We start from the raw sequence: 20,187 nt of genomic DNA, 5'->3' as shown, positions 1-20,187 counted from the left end.
TGACAGAAGCGCCAGCTGCAGGCGGTTAAACCATCTGGAGCTGGCGAATTTTTCAGTGAGGCGGATATTGTGCAGGTCACTTATCTTGCGGTGACAGAATCGGTTCCTGTTCACTGAATTCCCGGATGAAGATTCCCCAGAAGGCCATGAATAGCGCCGCTACCAACGGTCCCATCACAAATCCGTTGATGCCGAACATCACCAGCCCACCCAGGGTGGACAGCAACACGATGTAATCCGGCAGCTTGGTATCCCTCCCCACCAGGATTGGACGCAGCAGGTTATCCGCAAGGCCAATTACGATCGCACCGAATGCGGTCAGGACAAGCGCCGGCACATAGTCACCAACGGCTGCCAGGTAAATCGCCGCCGGCACCCACACCACCGCGGCGCCGACCGCCGGCAACAGCGAGAATATGGCCATGACCACGCCCCAGAGCAACGCGCCGGTAATCCCGAGGATCCAGAAAATCACGCCGCCCAGGGCACCCTGGATAATGGCAATCAAAAGGTTGCCCTTAACCGTAGCCCGAGTGACTTCGGCAAACTTGGCGAACAGCAGGCGTTCTCGCTCATCCCCCAGCGGCAGGGCCTGTATGAGCAGTTCCACCAGCCGGGAACCATCACGCAGCAGGAAAAACGCCAGATAGATCATCAGGGCCAGGCTGAGGAAAAACTGAAAGGTGTTCTGACCAAGCCCCAGGGCCTGCTTTGCGAGGAACTGGCTGGCACCGGCAACGCCGGAAACCAGGCGATCCCGCAAGGCTGAGAAATCCAGGTTGAATTGCGAAAGGAACGCTTCGATGGCAGGGAACGACTGGTTGACCTGATCCAGGTATTCCCCGGGACGGATGTCTCCATCCTGGATTTTCTGATACACCGCCAGGCCTTCCGCTACCAGGGACGAAATCAGCACCATCACCGGGATGATGACAATAACCATGCAGATCATCAGGGTCAGCAACGCCACCAGGTTGGGCCGATCCCCAATCCGCCCTGCCAGCCGTTGCCGGACCGGGTGAAAGATCAGGGCGATGGCCACCGCCCAGAAAATCGGTCCAAAGAAGGGCTTCAGCAGGAACAGGAACGCCAGCGAGACCAGCAACAGGCTTCCCAGGAAGGTCCAGCGCTCCAGGCTTTCGTACTTCATCAGACAGCATTCCTTTGTGCGGGTGTGAATACGGCTTATACCTTAACGACCCCGGCATGGCCAGTTCCGCCTCCGGCAGGGTATAGTAATCGGTTGGGGTATTTCCGATAAAGGCCGGTCAGTCATTGCGGCCGACGTCTCGCGCCAGGGATTCTATCCCCTTTACCAGTCGAGAATCGGGGTGCCGGGGAGACCCGTGGTTTTCTGAAAGGTCGGAACAGTGGCAGGCGACGACTTCAACGAAGAAACAGCGTTACAGGCGGCGGAGGCCCTTGCTGCGGTCCTGGCGAGGCGGACCCATCGCCGCAAGGTTATGGGCCAGGAGGTACTGGTGCCCGGGCAGCTGGGGGATGCCCTGCGACTGCCCCAGCTCATTGCCCGCCTGCGCAGCAGGCAGCGACGTCAGCGCGACCGGGCCGTGGAAGCATTCGAGGTGCTGTGGGAGACCCTCTCCGACCATACCCGTGACCAGGTTCTCCAGGACCTCGGGTGGTATGACCCGCGGGATTTGGGCTGGGAGGACAAACGTTCCAATCGCCGCCCACTGCCCCCCGAAACCTGAACGGCCGGAAAGTGAACCAGCCTTAATGCCCCGAACGTAGTTTCAGCCTAGGAGGGACCTTTAATTGTCACATTAAAGCCCTATTGTGTATGCGGTGTGCCCTCCCCTGGACTGACCATACCTGGGCAGCTCGGGGCGAGCCGCAAGGATATGCTGACAAGGAGCTACCATGAGCGAGTACCACGATTTCTACACTGCACAACTGGCCGAGAACAGCACTGTTCCCACACTGCTTTGCGGCCATTGCCGGTCCATACTTCCGGCCAAGCGAATCTTTGCCAATGAGGGTGAGAACCGCTACGACCTGCCCTGCGATACCATTGGCCTGTGTTCAGCGGATGACTGCGGCGCGGTGAACTGTTGCGATGAAGCCATGCGCGCCGCTGACCGGGAACGTGACGAGAACCGCATCGCCGTCTGATTCAAATTAATAACGCTCTGTTACGTAAAGCCCACACAAGAAACCACCATCTGCTCTAAGCTGGTTCCCACCAAGTCCTCCGGACACGCTTGCAATCAGCCAGAGCAGTCGATGGTATGCGTATTCTAAGAACCGACGAGTCCCGCTTCCGGGCTTTGCCGGATTTCCCCTACACTCCCCGATATGTCGAGGTAGGTACCGACACCCCCCTTCGTCTCCACTACGTGGACCATGGCACTACAAACGCGGCGCCGGTGGTTATGCTCCATGGTGAGCACGGGTGGTCCTACCTCTATCGCCATATGATCCCGCTGGTAGCGGATGCCGGGCTGCGGGTGTTGGCACCGGACCTTATTGGCTTTGGCAAATCGGACAAACCCGAGGATCAGCAGGACTATTCCTTCGAGAGGCACCTGGACTGGCTGGAGCGCTGGCTGCTGGCGCTGGATCTGAGCAATGTCACCCTGGTGTGCCAGAACCGGACTTCGCTGCTGGCACTGGCCCTGGTCATGCGGCAACCGGACCGATTCAGCCGGATTATCGCGGCCAATGCCGTGGTCCCCAGGGAAGGAGACAACCCACCCGCCACCAGTATCTGGCGGATGTTCGCCCGCTACAGCCCCTGGTTCCCGGTTCCGCAACTGATACAGTTGGGCACCACCCGCCCCCTGACCCGTGAGGAACGGAACGCCTACGATGCGCCGTTCCCCAGTGACCGTTACAAGGCCGGCGCAAGATCATTCGCGGGCACTCTCGGGCAACCACACAAGGAACTGAACCGCCAGCGGTTATGGCGCTTCCTGGAGGGGTGGCAGAAGCCATTCATCACCTGTTTCAGCGATTCTGACCCGGGTACCCGTGGCGGCCATCGGCCTTTGCAGCGAAAAGTACCCGGTGCCCTTGGGCAGCCCCATATCACCCTGTCCGGCGGTCACTTCCTGCAGGAAGATGCCGCCGAAAGCTTCGCCAGGGTTATCATTAATGCCTGCCGGCCAAGCCTGGCGGCCTGACCGTCGGCGAAGCAGGCTTACCCGAAGACCGTCACGGTCTGGCGGCTGATGGCCACCAGTTCCCCCTGGCGGTTCCAGATCTGGGCATGGGTGTTGGCATAGCCGTCATCCGCCTTGTCGATTTCTGCCCGGTACATCAACCAGTCATCAACTTTGACGGTAGGGCGTGGGTCCATCATTTCGACCGACCAGGTCAAAGAGCTGTTGGGGGCAAACTCTGTGAGATGGGACAGGGGCACCGGTGGCCAGGCGTCAATCAGGGCCACGATGGCGGGGTCGTCCAGCTGCGAAGGCGTCTCGCGGAACCGCATCCAGCCACCCATGTCCCGATGCTTTTCACCGGTGAACGGACGGCTACCGAAACACCAGCGCATCTCGATAAACTGGGCAAAGTCGGGCATTCTGCCCTTGATGAACGGGGTTGGCGCACAATCTTCAGGCACCGGTGCTTCAGGGGCGGACAGCGGAGGCACACTGACCACCGACTCACGACCACTGCCATAGGCACCCATAGCAACCAGCCGGGTGGTGCCGTCCTGCACCATCCTGACCATGGCCTGGCTGACCGCCTTGCCTTCTCGCAGCAGTTCCACTTCCAGTGCGACCGGTACTCCTGGCTCAACTGGTCCCACGAAGGAAACCTGCATGGCCCGCAGAGGGCGCCCCGGAGTTACCACGGACTGCATCCGCTCACAAGCCAGGGCCCCGGTCAGGCCCCCGAAGGTGGCCCGCCCCTGCGCCCAGATCGCAGGGATAGTGACTTCGTTGCTAGCTGCCGATGCAAGGATTTCCTCGAGATTCATCGTTGTAGTGTCTCCGGTTAATTGATGAGGATGCGTATCAAATAAACCCCAAAGACTGCCCCAAAGCCCGCCTGGACACAAGCCGCACCGGCAAATACCTACCGCCGGACTGGCCGCAGCGCTATAAAACCCGCTGACAACCGCGTATACTGCGCTCCGTCATCATCAGGATGACCAGACCCACGGACAAGAATGCCTATCGGCGACAGGTCCGTGACGATACCAGCCGGGTTTATGGGGTTCGCGAGCCGTCGAAGGTTCATCAGGCTACCCCGACGCGCTCAGCCGGTAGCTTCAGGAGCCCACGCCTTCCCGGTTTCAGACTGTAACCGGCCTCTCGTTCTATGGCTCCCCCACCCCGAATACCAGGTAATTGAATGTCAGAAAAAACCTTTGCTGAGCTCGGCCTCGACCCGGCCGTGCTTGAAGCTGTCCGTACCGTCGGCTACGAAACTCCGTCTCCGATCCAGGCCCAGGCCATCCCCGTTCTGCTGGAAGGCCATCACCTGCTGGGCATCGCCCAGACCGGCACTGGCAAGACAGCCGCTTTCGCGCTGCCTTTGCTCAGCCGAATCGACGCCGATGACCTGTCCACCCAGATTCTGGTACTGACCCCGACCCGGGAGCTGGCCATCCAGGTGGCAGAAGCCTTTACCACCTATGCCAGCGGTTTCCGCCAGCTTCACGTACTGCCTATATACGGCGGCGCCGATTTTGCGCCCCAGCTCAAGGCCCTGAACCGGGGCTCCCAGGTTATAGTCGGCACTCCCGGCCGCCTGCTGGACCACCTCCGCCGCGGCAAGCTGAAGCTGAACAACCTGAAGGCCCTGGTGCTGGACGAAGCGGACGAGATGCTGCGTATGGGCTTTATCGACGATGTCGAAGCCATCCTCGCCAGCACACCGGACAGCTGCCAGCGGGCGCTGTTCTCTGCCACCATGCCGCCGGCCATCGCCCGGGTTGCCAACACCTACCTGAGCGACGCCCGGGAAGTCAAAATCAAGAGCGAAACCCGCACCGTTGAGCGGATCGCCCAGTTCGTACTGCCCACCTTCGGTGAGCGTAAGCTGGATGCACTGACCCGCATCCTGGAAGTGGAACCGATTGACGCGGCGATTATTTTCGTGCGCACCAAGGCAGAAACCACCCTGCTGGCCGAGAAACTCGCTGCACGTGGTCACTCCGTGGCTCCCCTCAACGGCGACCTTAACCAACGCCAGCGGGAACAGACCGTGGAAGACCTCAAGCGGGGCAAGAAGGACCTCCTCATCGCCACAGACGTGGCGCGCGGGGCCTGGATGTGCCGAGAATCACCCACGTCATCAACTACGATGTGCCCTACGACAGTGAAGCGTACATCCATCGGGTGGGCCGTACCGGACGTGCCGGTCGCGCCGGCAAGGCAATCCTGCTGGTAACCCCCCGGGAGCGCAGCTGGCTGCGCACCCTGGAACGTGCCACCAACTCGCCCATGGAGCCGTACGAACTACCCACCCCGGCGGCACTTCAGAAGCTCCGCCAGGAGCAGTTCGAAAGTCAGCTCATGGGCTTCACTGAAGACGGCAAGCTGGCCAAGGCCATGGGCCTGCTGGACGATATTGCCGAGCGCAATGATATGGACATGGCCATGCTGGCCGGCGCCCTGGCCTGCTGGATGGAGTCCGCCCAACCGGGCTCCCTGCCGCTGGAAACCCCTTCAGAGCTTCCGATTCCCTCAGCCAACCCACCACGGGGTAAGGGTGGCCCGGGCGGCAAGCGCAGCAATTTCCGTAAGGGTGGCCCTGGTGGCAAGCCGGGCGGGTATCGCGGCAACAAGCCCGGAGGAAAGCCGGGCTCCAGGCCGGCCGGCAAGCGCGACGGCTTCAAGCCGGCCAAGAGCCGTCAGGCTGACTGAGGCCGCTGGTAGACGACAAAGCTGTAGTCGTAGGGATTATGATCGGACGCGGAGAAATCCTCCCGTCCGATTTCCTGCCATTGCTCCAGGTCTATTTCCGGGAAGAACGCATCGCCTTCTATCTCGGCGTGGACCTGGGTAATGTAGATCCGGTCGATCTCGGGCAGCACAGCCTCGTAAATCTGACCTCCACCGATCACCATCACTTCATCCACACCATCCAGCATGGCCTGGGCCTCAGCCATCCGGAAGGCTTCCTCCAGGGTCTCCACCTTCGCCACACCGGCGGGTAACTCCAGTTCCTGTGACGACACTACGATATTAAGACGCCCTGGCAGCGCCCTGCCAATGGATTCCCAGGTGTTCCGGCCCATGATAATGGGCTTGCCCATGGTGGCCTGCTTGAAATACTTCAGGTCTCCCGGCAAATACCACGGCAACTTGTTATTACGACCAATGACCCGGTTGCGGGACATGGCTACTATTAGTGCTTTACTCATCTGTTCAGGCCTTCATGGTCTGATGCAAGGGCCAGCTACCGGGTAGGTTGTTCCGGAACACGCCGTGAATACGTCCCTGTAGGCTCTTCAAAAACGTCCCTGTTTTTGAAGGTTCCGGAACAACCTACCCGGTATCTGTCCAGATGCAATGGAGTTACCTCTCAAGAGGCGAACAACGTTGTAACCCGTAAAACTCAGTTGCGACATAACGAGCGCGGATAATCCTACTGGGGACCTTTGGGTGTGCAAGTGGCCGGGGCCTTTTTCTGAAACCTTCAAAAACAGGGACGTTTTTGAAGAGCCTACAGGGACGTATCCACGGCGTGTTTCAGAAAAAGGCCCCGGCTGCTTGCGCGCCTTCGCCACGCCCCGCGGGCTAGCAAAACCCAACCGTTAGCAGACACAGACTCTAAAGGCCAACTTGCGGCGTGTTCCGGAAAGGGTCACCAGCTGGCCGTGCGTGGGCACCAGGTTTCCGGTTTGGAACAGAGAGAACCGGCGCAAACCATAAAACGCTACAACCGCGACGCTAAACAGCAATAGGCGCCTTGATAACACCCTGCGGCTCATAGCCCTCGATTTCGAAATCCTCATACTCATACTCGAAAATCGAATCCGGCTTCCGCAAAATCCGCAGCGTAGGCAACCGCCCCGGCTTTCGCTTGAGCTGCTCGAACACAATGTCATCTGTCAGGTGATTCTGGTACAGGTGGCAGTCCCCGAAAGTGTGCACAAACTCCCCCACCTCCAGGTCACATTGCTGTGCAATCATATGGGTCAGCAAACTGTAGGACGCGATATTGAACGGCACCCCCAGAAACAGATCCGCGCTTCGCTGGTAAAGCTGACAGGACAGCCGCCCGTCCGCCACATAGAACTGGAACAGACAATGACACGGCGCCAGTGCCATGCGCCCCTCACGGGCATTCTCCTGCGGCCCCATGGACTCATCCGGCAGCTCCGCCGGGTTCCAGGCCGTCACGATGTGGCGCCGGGAGTTGGGCTTGGTGCGGATCTGCTCGACGACCTCGCTGATCTGGTCCACCACCCGGCCGTCCGGGCACTGCCAGCTTCGCCACTGCTTGCCGTAGATTGGCCCCAAATCTCCGTTATCGAGGGCCCACTCGTCCCAGATAGTGACCTTCCGATCCCGCAGCCAGTTATTGTCAGTAGACCCCTGCAAGAACCATAACAGCTCATAGATGATGCTGCGCAAGTGCACCTTCTTGGTGGTAAGCAATGGAAAGCCCTGCTCCAGGTCGAACCGCAACTGGCGGCCAAACACCGAGCGGGTGCCCACACCTGTACGGTCGCCCTTGTCCGTGCCGTTGGCCACGACATCCTTCATCAGATCGAGATAGGCTTTCATGATTTTACGCCCCTGTATGCAAACACCATCAGCACAAGACCGGCGATGATCATCGGCAGGGACAACAACTGCCCCATGGTGAGCCAGTCAAAGGCCAGGTAACCAAGCTGCGGATCCGGCTGACGGAAAAATTCGTTGATGACCCGGAAACACCCGTAAAGAGTCAGGAATAGTCCCGAGACTGCCATGGTTGGACGGGGTTTTGAAGAGAACAGCCACAGGACCACGAACAGGGCCACCCCTTCCAGGGCGAACTGATATAACTGGGAAGGGTGCCGGGCAAGGGCATCCGGTGCCTGTGGAAACACCATCCCCCAGGGTACATCCGTCGGTTTGCCCCACAGCTCCCCGTTTATGAAGTTGCCGATCCGTCCAGCACCAAGGCCAACGGGTACCAGGGGGGCGACAAAATCTGCAATGCGGAAGAACCCGCAGCCGATCTTGCGGCCATACCACCACATGGCAAACATCACGCCGATCAGGCCACCATGGAAAGACATGCCTCCTTCCCATACCCGCAACAGCCAGAGGGGGTCACCAAGGAACTGGTCAAAATTGTAGAACACGACGTAGCCGAACCGGCCACCCAGAATGACCCCCAGTGCGATATAGAACAGCAGGTCACCTACCTGCTGTTCGTTTACCGGCGTCCACTCCTTGCGGGCACGAACCTTGCCCAGCCACCAGCCGACTGCGAAGCCAACCAGGTAAGTGAGTCCGTACCAGTGGATCTTCAGCGGCCCCAGGGAAATGGCCACCGGATCAATTTGGGGGTGATTGAGCATGGAAAGACCTCAGAGAAGGAAACGGGCGCCGACGATCAGCAACAGCACGGCGAACAGTCGCTTGAGCAACTTTGCATCGAGGCGGTGGGCCAGGACGGCACCGAAGCGGGCGAACAACACGCTGGTCGCCACGATACCGATCAGCGCCGGCAAATACACGAACCCGACCGCATAATCGGGTAGTGCCGGGCGCCCCCATCCAGTCCACAAGTTGGTGGTAGCACCCGCAATGGCGATGGGCAGCCCGCAGGCCGCCGACGTCGCCACCGCCTGCTGCATGGGCACACTGCGCCAGCTCAGGAAAGGTACGGTCAGGGTCCCGCCCCCGATGCCGAAAATGGCGGACGCCCAGCCGATCACGCCGCCAGCACCGGTCAAGCCGCCCCGGCCTGGCACCGGTCGGGCGGTTTTGGGATTGATGTCCAGCAGCATTTTGATGCCCACCAGGATGACAAACACACCGATCACCAGTTCCAGCACCGGTCCGCTCAACAGGGAGGCCGTCCACGCCCCGAATGCTGCCCCGACGACGATACCCGCCACCATGGGCCGGAATACCTCCCAACGTACCGCACCTTTCAGGTGATGGGACCGAACGGAGCTAATGGACGTAAAAACTATTGTCGCCAGGGAAGTACCCACAGCCAGGTGAGCTGCAATTTCGCCACTGATACCCTGTAGCCCGAAGCTGAAAATCAGCACCGGTACGATGACCAGGCCACCGCCGATACCAAACAGGCCCGCCAGGGTCCCGGCCAGTGCGCCAAGGGCCAGGTAAAGCCCGAATACCATAAACAGGGACATGAACACCGCCGTCCGTTGAAAATCAAAGCGTGTATCATACACAAACGCCCATAGCCGTTCACCGGCCTCTTTCCGGCCCTGGAGGCTGGTGCCGGAATCGTCAACCGCCATTGCTGTCGCTGGAGCCGTATGTGCCTGATTCTTTTCGCTATTGACCAACACCCCGAATTCCCCCTGGTGATGGCCGCCAACCGGGACGAGTTCTATGACCGCCCCACGACGCCCATGCACTGGTGGTCGGGAGAACAATGCCTTGCTGGCCGGGACGACCGCTCCGGTGGTACCTGGCTCGCAGTGTCCCGGACAGGCATCATCACTGCGGTCACCAACGTCCGCGAAGGAAGTGGAGAGCCAGGACGGCTCACACGGGGCAAGCTGCCCCTGCTTGCACTGGAGCAGCCGACAGACAGGCTGAAACAGGACCTGGCCGATAACGGCAACCTCTATGCCGGTTTCAACCTGGTTCACCTGAGCGATCGGGAAGGCTGGTATTACAGCAACCGGGATGCGCACCCCGGTCGCACCCTCCACCGGGGGACATACGGACTCAGTAACCACTTGTTGCAAAGTCCCTGGCCCAAGCTCGTACGTCTGCGGGAGCAACTCAGGGCCACCCTGGCGACTTGCGACCCCCAACACCCGGACGCCCTGCACGAGGCGCTTCTCGAGCCCCTCGGCGACAGTACACCGGCGCCGGACAACCTGCTGCCGGACACCGGCGTCGGACTGGCGCAGGAGCGGTTTCTCTCTTCACCCTTTATCGCATCCGATTTCTATGGCACCCGTGCCAGTACCGTGGTCACCCTTGGCCGTAATGGCGAAATCCGGGTGACTGAGCAGCAGTGGGGTCGGGAAGGCACGCAAGGTGAACGCCAGCACTTCCGCTGGCAACGACCAACGACAGGGTAAGCCTGCGGTTCGAGGTTCGGCAGCGGTGATCGCTCTGTTATACTGCCGAACCTGAGACCAAGCGCAGCAACTCGTCACCGAGACGCCCAGACATTGCTTCGTGAACCTGACGGAGAGCCCCATGGCCGACACCCCGGACACCACATCCATCGCCGACTTTGAGAAATCCCTGGCCGAGCTCGAGGGCCTGGTGCGTGACCTGGAGCAGGGCGAGCTAACCCTGGAACAATCCCTCGGCGCCTTTGAACGTGGCGTCCGGCTGACGAGGGAGTGCCAGCAGGCACTGCGCCAGGCGGAGCAGCGGGTCCAGCAGTTGGTGGAGCGGGACGACGGCACCCTGGAAACCCGCCCGTTCAACCCGCCGGAAGACAGCGGGGAGACAGGCTGACCATGCGCCAAGCCTTCACTGAGGACTTTCTCTCTACCTGTGCCAAGCTGACTGACGAGGCACTTGCAAAACGGTTGCCTGCACCAGAGCAGCAACCGGGGCGACTCCATGAAGCCATGCGCTACAGCGTTCTCGGCGGCGGCAAGCGTATTCGCCCGGCCTTGGCCATGGCAGCCGCTTCGGCTGCCGGAGGCGAGCCAGGGCATGCCCTGGTGCCAGCCTGCTCACTGGAGTTGATCCATGCCTACTCACTGATACACGACGACCTGCCCGCCATGGATGACGATGACCTCCGCCGCGGGCGCCCCACCACCCACATCCGTTTCGACCAGGCCACCGCCATACTGGCCGGCGATGCCCTGCAGGCCCTGGCATTCGAATGGCTCGCTGGTGATTCTTCGTTACCCGCTGTCACACGCCTCGCCATGGTCCAGCAACTGGCTGCCGCCAGTGGCAGTGCCGGTATGGTCGGCGGACAGGCTATTGACCTGGGCGCGGTGGGACGGGAGCTGTCCCTTGAAGAGCTGGAACAGATGCACCGGCGCAAGACCGGTGCATTAATCGAAGCCAGTGTCCGGCTGGGTGTGCTGTCAGTACCTGCCGCAGCTGGCGAACGGTCAGGACAGGATTCCCTTGGCCACTACGCCCGCGCCATTGGCCTGGCGTTCCAGGTGCAGGACGACCTGCTGGATATCGAAGGTGATACCAGCGTCATCGGCAAGCGTCAGGGTTCGGACGCGGCCCGCAGTAAACCGACCTACCCTGCCCTGATGGGGGTTGACGGCGCCCGGGCCTACCTTGCCACACTGTTGGAACAGTGCCAGGACAACCTGTCAGGGTTTGGTCCCGAGGCGGACGCCCTCAGGGGCATGGCCGAGTTTGTGGTGTCACGACGCTACTGAAACGCCCTGCCCCATGACCTATAATGCCCCCTTATAGCCAGAAGGGCTGCCAGCCGGTGAACCATGCCGGACAGCCCTGAAGTCACCGACACAAGACCCGGACGGATGCAGGACACATATATTTTCAAGGAAATCCCCGCCCAGCGGCCCCACACCCCGCTGCTGGACCGCATTGATGCGCCCGACCAGCTCCGCCTGCTATCGGAAGAAGAGCTGCCAGCCCTGGCCCGGGAGCTACGGGCATTCCTGCTGTGGACCGTAGGCCAGACCGGCGGTCATTTCGGCGCCGGGCTCGGGGTACTGGAACTCACTGTCGCCCTGCACTACGTGTTCAACACCCCGGAAGACCGGCTGGTATGGGACGTGGGGCACCAGGCGTACCCGCACAAGATTCTCACCGGGCGAAGGGAGCAGATGGGCAGTATCCGCCAGAAAGGCGGGCTTGCCGGCTTCCCCAAGCGCTCAGAGAGTGAATACGACACCTTTGGTGTTGGCCATTCCAGTACATCCATCAGTGCCGCCCTCGGCATGGCCCTGGCCGCCCGTCAACAACAGACTGGCCGCCGCAGTATCGCGGTCATCGGAGACGGCGCCATGACCGCGGGCATGGCGTTTGAGGCCCTGAACCATGCAGGCCACCTGGACGCGGACATGCTGGTCATCCTCAATGACAACGATATGTCCATCTCCAAGAATGTAGGCGGCCTGTCCAATTACTTTGCCCGCCTGCTGTCCAGCCGCACCTACAACCAGGTCCGGGACAGCAGCAAACGGGTGCTGCAGGCAGCACCGCCGCTGATGGCCCTGGCCCGCAAGACCGAAGAGCACTTCAAGGGCATGATTGCCCCGGGCACCCTGTTCGAGGAGCTGGGCTTCAACTACATTGGTCCAATCGATGGGCATGACCTGCCATTACTGGTGGAAACCCTGGAGAACATTCGCGAGCTGAGCGGCCCTCAGTTCCTCCATGTGGTGACCCGTAAAGGCAAGGGCTTTGCTCCCGCGGAAGAGGATCCGATCGGTTACCACGCCATCAACAAGATAGAACCGGTACCAGCGAGCAAACCGGAGCCGGTAGTGCCCAAGCCGAAACAGCCGAAGTACGCCAATGTCTTCGGTCAGTGGCTCTGTGATGCTGCTGAACAGGATGAGCGAATAGTCGGAATTACCCCCGCCATGTGCGAAGGATCCGACTTGCTGGCGTTCTCGGAGCGCTTCCCGGACCGCTACCACGATGTGGCCATTGCAGAACAACATGCCGTAACCCTCGCCGCAGGGCTCGCCTGTGACGGCGCCAAGCCGGTAGTTGCCATCTACTCCACCTTCCTGCAGCGGGCCTATGACCAACTGATCCACGATGTGGCGATCCAGGACCTGGATGTACTCTTCGCCATCGACCGGGCCGGCCTGGTGGGCGAAGACGGGCCCACCCATGCCGGTTCCTTTGACCTGAGTTACCTGCGCTGCGTTCCGAACATGGTGGTCATGACACCGTCGGATGAAAATGAGACCCGCCAACTCCTGCAGACCGGGCTGATGTACCAGGGCCCTGCGGCAGTTCGTTATCCCCGGGGCACCGGGCCCGGGGCGGTCATCGAACAGCAGCTCCAGCCCCTGCCCATCGGTCGTGGTCGGGTCGTACGTGAAGGGGATTCCGTAGCCATCCTGAATTTCGGCACCCGCCTTTCAGCAGCCCTTGAGGCCGCTGACAGGCTTAATGCCACGGTTGCCGACATGCGCTTCGTGAAACCCCTGGACGAAGCCCTGATAACGGAACTGGTGAATGCCCACGATCTGGTGGTCACCCTCGAAGAGAACGCCATTGCCGGCGGTGCGGGGAGTGCGGTGACCGAATTCCTGAACCGGGAAGGTATAGCAACGGCGGTATTGCAACTGGGCTTACCGGACCGCTATGTGGATCACGGCAAGCACGGCGAGCTGTTGGCGGAAGTAGGGCTGGATGCTGCGGGTATTGAGGCGTCTATTCGCAAACGCCTCAGCGTGGGCAAACCTGGACTGAAAGCCGCCCCATAGCTATAACTGAAAAATCCCCCGACACCTGCCAAAACAAGCCTGTCAGCAAGCGGGCTGGTTATTCCGGATCATCGTCCTGGTGTGTTTCCAGCCAGTGGCCCAGCTTGCTCTGCTTGGTATTGAGGTAGTGCTCGTTGTGGGGGTTACGCCCCACATGGAGCGGAACCCTCTCAGCGATATCGATGCCCAGCGAACGCAACGCATCCACCTTGCGGGGATTGTTGGTCATCAGTTTCAGGCTACTGATGCCAAGATGACCCAGCATGTCCTTGCACATGGTGTAGTCCCGCAGGTCAGCGGCAAAGCCCAGGCGCTCATTGGCCTCCACCGTATCCGCCCCCTCATCCTGCAGCTTGTACGCCCGGATCTTGTTCAACAGACCGATACCCCGGCCTTCCTGGCGCAGGTACATGAGGATACCCCGACCTTCCCGGGCGATGCTCCGCAAGGCTTCCTCGAGTTGGTAACCGCAGTCACAACGCATGCTATACAGGGCGTCACCGGTCAGGCATTCAGAATGGGTACGGGCCAGCATGGGCTCGTCACTGTTCAGATCACCCAGGGTCAGGGCAATATGCTCCTTGCCGGTATCCGGTTCCTCGAAACCGTGCATGTCAAAAACACCGAAAGGGGTAGGCAGGCGACAGGTCTGGATGTAGCGAACAGCCACAGTGGTTCCTCATGAGTGCTGGTTCAGTAAGCGGGGCATTCTAGCAGATGGCGGCCACCCGGCGTAGTTCAAGATGACTTACGCGTCACGACGGCGTTCATGTGAGCGATCTGACACTTGGTCCTTTACGTTGACCAGGCTCTTTCAGATGTCCTGCTCCGATGATCGAGGCGGGTGCCGCGTAGCTGTTTTCGGGACCCTCAAAAAGAGGGACCTTTTTGAGGAGCCTCCAGGGACGGATTCACGGCGTGTCCCGAAAACAGCTACGCGGTGGCCGCCAGTCACTGAATTCCCGGTTTGCCCCAATGACCGAAGCACCTTGAAAGTTCGCGATCAACCAGCCTGCCAATGCCCACTGCGGCCGCCCTTCTTCTCCAGCAACCGCACCCCGGTAATCTCCATCCCCTTATCCACCGCCTTGCACATATCGTACAGCGTCAACGCCGCCACACTCACGGCGGTAAGGGCCTCCATCTCCACCCCGGTCTGACCGGACAGCCTGCACCTCGCCTCGATATGAACCGACGACGGCTCCTGCTGCGGTGTGAACGCCAACTTAACCGAGGACAGGTTCAGGGCATGACACAACGGAATCAGATCGTGGGTTTTCTTGGCTGCCATGATGCCCGCAACCCTCGCCACCGCCAGCACATCCCCCTTGGGATGTTCACCGTCCAGAATCATGTCAAGGGTTTTCCGGTCCATCAGGATACGACCTTCCGCAATCGCCTCCCGTTGCGTGACCGACTTGTCGCCCACATCCACCATACGGGCCGCGCCCTGGTCATCCAGGTGGGTCAGTTTGCTCATCATGCCTCCAGTTCGTTGTCGGGTGCCGGCCACCACCAGGAAATGCCGGCAATGCCCTGTCCGCCAGCCTGTAACGCCCGTTCCAGGTGCTCGGGCCCGGTGCCGCCGAGTGCGTAGACCGGAATCACCGCGTTACCGGCCAGCTCAGTAAAACGGTCCCAGCCAATACCCGGGTTGCCCGGATGAGAAGAAGTCGGCAGCACCGGCCCCAGGGTGGCATAGTCTGCACCGATGGCTGCCGCATGTGCCAGTTCAGCTCCACTATGGCAGGAAACGCCAAGCCAGCGGTCGTCCGGGACTGGTCGCTCCGCCAGCTCAGCGGCCCGGCGCCAGCTCAGGTGGACGCCGGCCACCGGCATGTCCGCGACCAACTCCGGTCGATCATGAACCATCAGAGACGCCTCCGGCAAATCCCGGAGACAATGCGCGACCGCCTCTGTGTATGCCTGAGGCGACAAGGAGGGTAATCGCAGAACGACCAACGGAGAGCGGGAATGAAGCTGGCCTGCTACCGTGCGTTCAACGGCATCTTTGAGTGACGTACTCTCACCGGTGATGGCAAGCTGGCGAGGCAACCGGATAGCCCCGATAATCGGCCGGTTGGCTGCGGGAAAGTCCCCGGCCAGCAAATCATCCGGCGACAGCCAGAACACCGGCTGACCTTCCAGTCCCCGGGGCTCCCCCGAGGAAACCCGGGCCTCCCACACATCGAGGAACACTTCCTTGTCGCCGTAGTCATGGCGAATACCAATCAGTGGTTGCAGGTCACCCGGACTTACCGTCACAGCCGTTTCCTCCAGCAGTTCCCGAACAAGGGCCTGCTGAACCGTCTCGCCGGGCTCCACCTTGCCCCCGGGGAATTCCAGCAGGCCGCCCTGGTGGGCCCCCTCCGGGCGCCGGGCGATAAGCACCCGCCCTCCACGCCAGATTACCCCGACGGCCACATGGATCAACGTGCGCCCTGGAGCGATCATTTCAGGTACGGTACTCGGCATTGATGGTGACGTAGTCATGGGAGAAGTCACAGGTCCATACCCGCTCTTTGATACGGCCACGTTTCAGGTCAATGTGAATGGTAATCTCCTGCTGGTCCATCACCGCCTGTCCACGCTCTTCGGTGTAATCGTCAGCACGGCCGCCGTTCCTCACCAGGCACACATCCCCCAGGAATATCTCAATGGCCTCAAGGTCCAGCCCCTCGACGCCCGCACGTCCAACCGCCGCGAGAATACGGCCCCAGTTAGGGTCAGAGGCAAACAGGGCCGTCTTCACCAGGGGAGAGTGAGCAACGGTATAGGCAACATCCAGTGCCTCTTTCTGACCGGCAGCGCCGGCCACCTCGATGGTGACAAACTTGGTGGCACCCTCACCATCCTTGACGATGGCATGGGCCAGCTCCATGTATACCTCGCGCAATGCCTGCCTTAGCAATGGATAGTGTTCACTTTCGACCGTCGCCACACCGGCGCCAGCCTCTCCGGTGGCAATAAGCATGCAGGCGTCATTGGTGGACGTATCGCCATCAATGGTAATGCGATTGAAGGATTCCTCTCCGAGCTCACTGGCAAGCTTTTGCAATACGCCCGGAGCGACCGACGCATCCGTGGCAATAAAGCCCAGCATGGTGGCCATATTGGGACGAATCATCCCCGCCCCCTTACTGATACCCGATATGTTGATGTGCTTGCCATCAATCTCGATCTGGCGTGTGGCTCCCTTGGGGCGGGTGTCCGTAGTCATGATGCCAGCTGCCGCCTCTGCCCAGTGCCCCTCAGACAGGTCCGCCAACGCCGCAGGCAGCGCGTTGACAATCTTTTCCACCGGCAGGGGCTCACCAATAACCCCGGTGGAGAAAGGCAGCACCGAGTGGGCGCGGGTGTCTGCCTCGCGAGCCAGGGCCTCGCAACAGGCATTCGCATCGCGCATGCCGCGCTCACCGGTTCCGGCGTTGGCATTACCGGTATTGATCAACAGGTAACGGGGATCCCCCTCCCCCAGGTGGCGACGAGCCACATGAACCGGTGCGGCACAGAACTGATTGGTGGTAAAAATGCCGGCCACTCGGCTGCCCTTCGACAGCTCGATGACGACCACATCCTTACGTCCGGGTTTCTTGATGCCGGCGCTGGCAATTCCCAGACGCACCCCGGCCACCGGAAAAAAACGCTCAGGCAATGTCGCAGGACCAACCGCCATATTCTCCTCCTTGGGCGGCACCCGCGGGAACCGCCGAAACTCAAGATTCAGGATAAAAAAACCCGCAGCCCCGTCTTCACGGAGGTGCGGGCTTGTCGCTTGTTGCGCTACGGTGGCTTCAGGCGACCTTGCCGCAGCACTGCTTGTACTTCTTGCCAGACCCGCACGGACAGAGCTCATTACGCCCTACCTTACGCTCCTGGCGGACGAAGGTTTCAGGCGTTTGACCCTGCCGGCCCTCACCATCCCCCTGCTCGCCCTGCTCCGCTTCCGCGGCACTGGTCTGGTCATGGCGCAAGCGGGCCGCAGCCAGCTCCTTCTCCAGCTGCTCACGGCGCTGTCGCTCCACCTCTTCCATCTCTTCGCGGGTCTGGACCTTGACGTGGCACAGCACCCGGGTGATGTCCCGCTTCATGGTGTCGAGCATGGATTCAAACAGGTTGAACGCCTCACGCTTGTATTCCTGTTTGGGGTTCTTCTGGGCGTAGCCACGCAGATGAATACCACGACGCAGGTGGTCCATGTTCGAAAGGTGTTCCTTCCACAGGGTATCGAGTACCTGGAGGAATACCTGCTTCTCGAACTTGCGCATGGACTCCGCGCCCACAACCTCTTCCTTCGCACGGTAGGCGGCAACCACCTCTTCAAGGATACGCTCGCGGAGCTTTTCCTCGTAAAGCTTCTTGTCCTCGTCCAACCATTGCTGGATGGGCAGTTCAATGGCCATTTCCGATGCCAGCTGCGATTCCAGGCCAGCAACATCCCATTGTTCCGGCATGCTCTGGGGCGGGATGAACTCGCTGACGGTTTCTTCCACGACGTCAGCACGGATGCCGTCGATGATCTCGGAGATATTCTCCGACGCCATGACTTCGTTGCGCTGTTCGTAGATAACGGTACGCTGGTCGTTGGCCACATCATCGTATTCCAGCAACGTCTTCCGCATATCAAAGTTGCGGCCTTCAACCTTGCGCTGGGACTTTTCGATGGCATTGGTCACCATCCGGTGCTCAATGGCCTCGCCCTTCTTCATGCCCATGGCCTGCATCAGCTTCTTCACCCGGTCCGGGGCGAAAATCCGCATGAGATTGTCTTCCAGGGAGAGGAAGAAACGGGACGACCCGGGATCCCCCTGACGACCGGCACGACCCCGCAACTGGTTGTCGATACGTCGGGATTCATGGCGCTCGGTACCGATAATGTGCAACCCGCCAGAGGCAAGCACCTGTTGGTGGCGCTCGTCCCACTCGGCCTTGATGGCATCAACCTGTTCCTGGGTGGGGTTCTCCAGGGCAGCGACTTCCGTTTCCCAGTTGCCGCCCAGCATGATGTCGGTACCACGACCCGCCATGTTTGTGGCGATGGTGACTGCTCCGGGACGACCAGCCTGGGCAATCACCTGGGCTTCACTTTCGTGGTGCTTGGCGTTGAGTATCTTGTGGTCGATCCGTGCCTTTTTCAGCAGCGATGACAGCAATTCTGACGCTTCAACCGACGCCGTCCCCACCAGTACCGGACGGTTCTCAGCCGTTACATCCTTGATCTCGTCGATAATCGCGTGGAATTTCTCTTCCTGGGTAAGGTAAATCAGGTCGTTATAGTCGATCCGCTGGATCGGCTTGTTGGGTGGAATAACGACCACGTCGAGACCGTAGATCTGACGAAATTCGAAGGCTTCGGTATCGGCCGTACCGGTCATACCGGCCAGCTTGTCATACATGCGGAAGTAGTTCTGGAAGGTGGTGGAAGCCAGGGTCTGGCTCTCGGCCTTGATCTCGACACCTTCCTTCGCCTCGATAGCCTGGTGCAAGCCTTCGCTCCAGCGGCGGCCGGGCATGGTACGTCCGGTGTGCTCGTCAACTATGACCACCTGCCCGTTCTGCACCAGATAGTCCACCTCACGGTGGAACAGGTGATGGGCGCGGAGACCGGAATGAACATGGTGCAGCAGCGCCAGGTTGGCCGCTGAATACAGGTTCTCGCCCTCCTTCAGCAGGCCCCGGCTAAGCAGCAGTTGTTCCACCTTTTCATGGCCGGCTTCGGTGAGTTCCACCTGGCGGGACTTTTCATCGATGGTGAAGTCGCCACTGGGCTCACCGTCCTCCTCAGACACCTCGCCCTTTTCCAGGGAAGGAATCAGCGTGTTGATTTCCCGATAGAGCTTCGAGCTGTCTTCCGCCGCACCGGAAATGATGAGCGGCGTGCGCGCCTCGTCAATGAGGATGGAATCCACCTCGTCCACAATGGCGTAGTTCAGCGGACGCTGAACCTTGTCCTGCATACTGAACGCCATGTTGTCACGCAGGTAGTCAAAGCCGAACTCGTTATTGGTACCGTAGGTAATATCCGCCTGATAGGCAGCCCGCTTCTCTTCCGCCGGTTGACCAGAGACCACGACACCCACGCTCATGCCGAGAAAACGGTAGAGCTTGCCCATCCATTCGGAGTCACGACGGGCCAGGTAGTCGTTAACGGTAACCACGTGCACACCACGGCCAGCCAGGGCATTCAGGTACACCGCTGCCGTCGCCACCAGGGTCTTGCCCTCGCCAGTCTTCATTTCAGCGATGTGGCCTTCATGGAGGGTCATGGCACCAATGAGCTGCACATCAAAATGACGCATGCCCATTACCCGTCGGCTCGCCTCGCGGACGGTGGCAAAGGCGTCGGGAAGCAGCTGATCCAGGGTTTCGCCCTTCTCGAGGCGGTCACGGAACTCGGTGGTCCTGGCCTGCAACTGTTCGTCAGTCAACGCGATGAGCGACTCTTCGAGCTCATTGATGCGATTAACAACTTTTCGCATCCTTTTGATCTCTCGAGCGTTTTTACTGCCGAACATCTTCGTTGCAAGCTTCGTGAACATAGACCACTGCTTCTTTGATTAAACGGAGGAAGCCGGCATTCTAACCTTATTTTGCAAGAGGACAAAAGGCAGTACGGCTTTGCCGGCCATGTTAAAGCCCCGGAAACCGGGGCTGGG

The 20,187-nt window shown here is 60.3% G+C and carries 18 protein-coding genes and 1 pseudogene; 8 read left to right on the top strand and 11 right to left on the bottom strand.

Features of this window, described 5'->3' with window-relative positions:
• Window positions 1-76 precede the first annotated feature (76 nt).
• Window positions 77-1,150, bottom strand: coding sequence for an AI-2E family transporter (locus LJ360_RS05840; protein WP_091853329.1), 1,074 nt, complete (start codon window positions 1,148-1,150; stop codon window positions 77-79).
• Window positions 1,151-1,370: 220 nt separating this feature from the next.
• Between LJ360_RS05840 and LJ360_RS05835 the strand changes: the two genes are divergently transcribed.
• From LJ360_RS05835 to LJ360_RS05825, 3 genes are all read left to right on the top strand, one after another.
• Window positions 1,371-1,712 carry a hypothetical protein gene (locus tag LJ360_RS05835; RefSeq protein ID WP_091853331.1) on the top strand — a complete coding sequence of 114 codons (342 nt, stop codon included), beginning with the start codon at window positions 1,371-1,373 and terminating at the stop codon, window positions 1,710-1,712.
• Window positions 1,713-1,881: 169 nt separating this feature from the next.
• Window positions 1,882-2,133: a hypothetical protein gene (locus tag LJ360_RS05830; RefSeq protein WP_091853333.1), complete on the top strand. Its 252-nt coding sequence runs from the start codon at window positions 1,882-1,884 to the stop codon at window positions 2,131-2,133.
• A gap of 116 nt (window positions 2,134-2,249) precedes the next feature.
• Window positions 2,250-3,143, top strand: coding sequence for a haloalkane dehalogenase (locus LJ360_RS05825; RefSeq protein ID WP_091853334.1), 894 nt, complete (start codon window positions 2,250-2,252; stop codon window positions 3,141-3,143).
• Between the two features lie 17 nt (window positions 3,144-3,160).
• On the opposite strand, the gene LJ360_RS05820 is transcribed toward LJ360_RS05825, so the two are convergent.
• Window positions 3,161-3,946 carry an acyl-CoA thioesterase gene (locus tag LJ360_RS05820; protein ID WP_091853336.1) on the bottom strand — a complete coding sequence of 262 codons (786 nt, stop codon included), beginning with the start codon at window positions 3,944-3,946 and terminating at the stop codon, window positions 3,161-3,163.
• A gap of 377 nt (window positions 3,947-4,323) precedes the next feature.
• On the opposite strand from LJ360_RS05820, the pseudogene LJ360_RS05815 reads away from it, so the two are divergent.
• Window positions 4,324-5,840 (top strand): annotated as a pseudogene (locus LJ360_RS05815) (DEAD/DEAH box helicase).
• On the opposite strand, the gene LJ360_RS05810 reads toward LJ360_RS05815, so the two are convergent.
• From LJ360_RS05810 to LJ360_RS05795, 4 genes are all read right to left on the bottom strand, one after another.
• Window positions 5,828-6,340, bottom strand: a complete 513-nt coding sequence (locus LJ360_RS05810) for a dihydrofolate reductase (protein WP_264995559.1) — start codon at window positions 6,338-6,340, stop codon at window positions 5,828-5,830. The pseudogene LJ360_RS05815 and the gene LJ360_RS05810 overlap by 13 nt on opposite strands.
• Before the next feature lie 529 nt (window positions 6,341-6,869).
• A complete protein-coding gene (locus tag LJ360_RS05805) occupies window positions 6,870-7,709 on the bottom strand; it encodes a thymidylate synthase (protein ID WP_091853342.1) in 840 nt (279 codons plus the stop codon).
• On the bottom strand, window positions 7,706-8,494 hold the full coding sequence (gene lgt / locus LJ360_RS05800; RefSeq protein ID WP_091853344.1) for a prolipoprotein diacylglyceryl transferase: 789 nt from the start codon (window positions 8,492-8,494) through the stop codon (window positions 7,706-7,708). Before lgt ends, LJ360_RS05805 begins: the two co-directional genes overlap by 4 nt.
• A gap of 9 nt (window positions 8,495-8,503) precedes the next feature.
• Window positions 8,504-9,286: a sulfite exporter TauE/SafE family protein gene (locus LJ360_RS05795; RefSeq protein WP_264995998.1), complete on the bottom strand. Its 783-nt coding sequence runs from the start codon at window positions 9,284-9,286 to the stop codon at window positions 8,504-8,506.
• Between the two features lie 141 nt (window positions 9,287-9,427).
• Here LJ360_RS05795 and LJ360_RS05790 point away from each other — a divergent pair, with 141 nt between their 5' ends.
• The 4 genes from LJ360_RS05790 (at window position 9,428) to dxs (ending at window position 13,531) form a co-directional block, all read left to right on the top strand.
• Window positions 9,428-10,207 carry an NRDE family protein gene (locus tag LJ360_RS05790; protein WP_091853346.1) on the top strand — a complete coding sequence of 260 codons (780 nt, stop codon included), beginning with the start codon at window positions 9,428-9,430 and terminating at the stop codon, window positions 10,205-10,207.
• A 121-nt stretch (window positions 10,208-10,328) separates the two neighbouring features.
• Window positions 10,329-10,595, top strand: coding sequence for an exodeoxyribonuclease VII small subunit (locus LJ360_RS05785; protein WP_091853349.1), 267 nt, complete (start codon window positions 10,329-10,331; stop codon window positions 10,593-10,595).
• A 2-nt stretch (window positions 10,596-10,597) separates the two neighbouring features.
• Window positions 10,598-11,497, top strand: coding sequence for a polyprenyl synthetase family protein (locus tag LJ360_RS05780; protein WP_091853351.1), 900 nt, complete (start codon window positions 10,598-10,600; stop codon window positions 11,495-11,497).
• Between the two features lie 105 nt (window positions 11,498-11,602).
• Window positions 11,603-13,531 (top strand): 1-deoxy-D-xylulose-5-phosphate synthase, encoded by a 1,929-nt coding sequence (gene dxs / locus LJ360_RS05775; protein ID WP_091853352.1) that lies wholly within the window; start codon window positions 11,603-11,605, stop codon window positions 13,529-13,531.
• Between the two features lie 58 nt (window positions 13,532-13,589).
• On the opposite strand, the gene ribA is transcribed toward dxs, so the two are convergent.
• From ribA to secA, 5 genes are all read right to left on the bottom strand, one after another.
• Window positions 13,590-14,201 carry a GTP cyclohydrolase II gene (gene ribA / locus LJ360_RS05770; protein ID WP_091853354.1) on the bottom strand — a complete coding sequence of 204 codons (612 nt, stop codon included), beginning with the start codon at window positions 14,199-14,201 and terminating at the stop codon, window positions 13,590-13,592.
• 333 nt (window positions 14,202-14,534) lie between these two features.
• Window positions 14,535-15,011 carry a cyclic pyranopterin monophosphate synthase MoaC gene (gene moaC / locus LJ360_RS05765; protein ID WP_264995557.1) on the bottom strand — a complete coding sequence of 159 codons (477 nt, stop codon included), beginning with the start codon at window positions 15,009-15,011 and terminating at the stop codon, window positions 14,535-14,537.
• Window positions 15,011-16,006, bottom strand: a complete 996-nt coding sequence (locus LJ360_RS05760; RefSeq protein WP_091853358.1) for a Nudix family hydrolase — start codon at window positions 16,004-16,006, stop codon at window positions 15,011-15,013. The genes moaC and LJ360_RS05760 overlap by 1 nt, the downstream gene beginning before the upstream one ends.
• Window positions 15,987-17,207, bottom strand: coding sequence for a bifunctional glutamate N-acetyltransferase/amino-acid acetyltransferase ArgJ (argJ, locus tag LJ360_RS05755; RefSeq protein WP_091853360.1), 1,221 nt, complete (start codon window positions 17,205-17,207; stop codon window positions 15,987-15,989). Before argJ ends, LJ360_RS05760 begins: the two co-directional genes overlap by 20 nt.
• Before the next feature lie 118 nt (window positions 17,208-17,325).
• Complete coding sequence (secA, locus tag LJ360_RS05750) at window positions 17,326-20,070, bottom strand: preprotein translocase subunit SecA (protein ID WP_264995556.1); 2,745 nt, start codon at window positions 20,068-20,070, stop codon at window positions 17,326-17,328.
• Between the last annotated feature and the right edge of the window lie 117 nt (window positions 20,071-20,187).

The organism is Marinobacter sp. AN1 (assembly GCF_026013985.1).
GTDB classification, from domain to species: Bacteria; Pseudomonadota; Gammaproteobacteria; order Pseudomonadales; family Oleiphilaceae; genus Marinobacter; species Marinobacter segnicrescens.
This window is presented reverse-complemented; position numbering and strand designations above follow the sequence as displayed.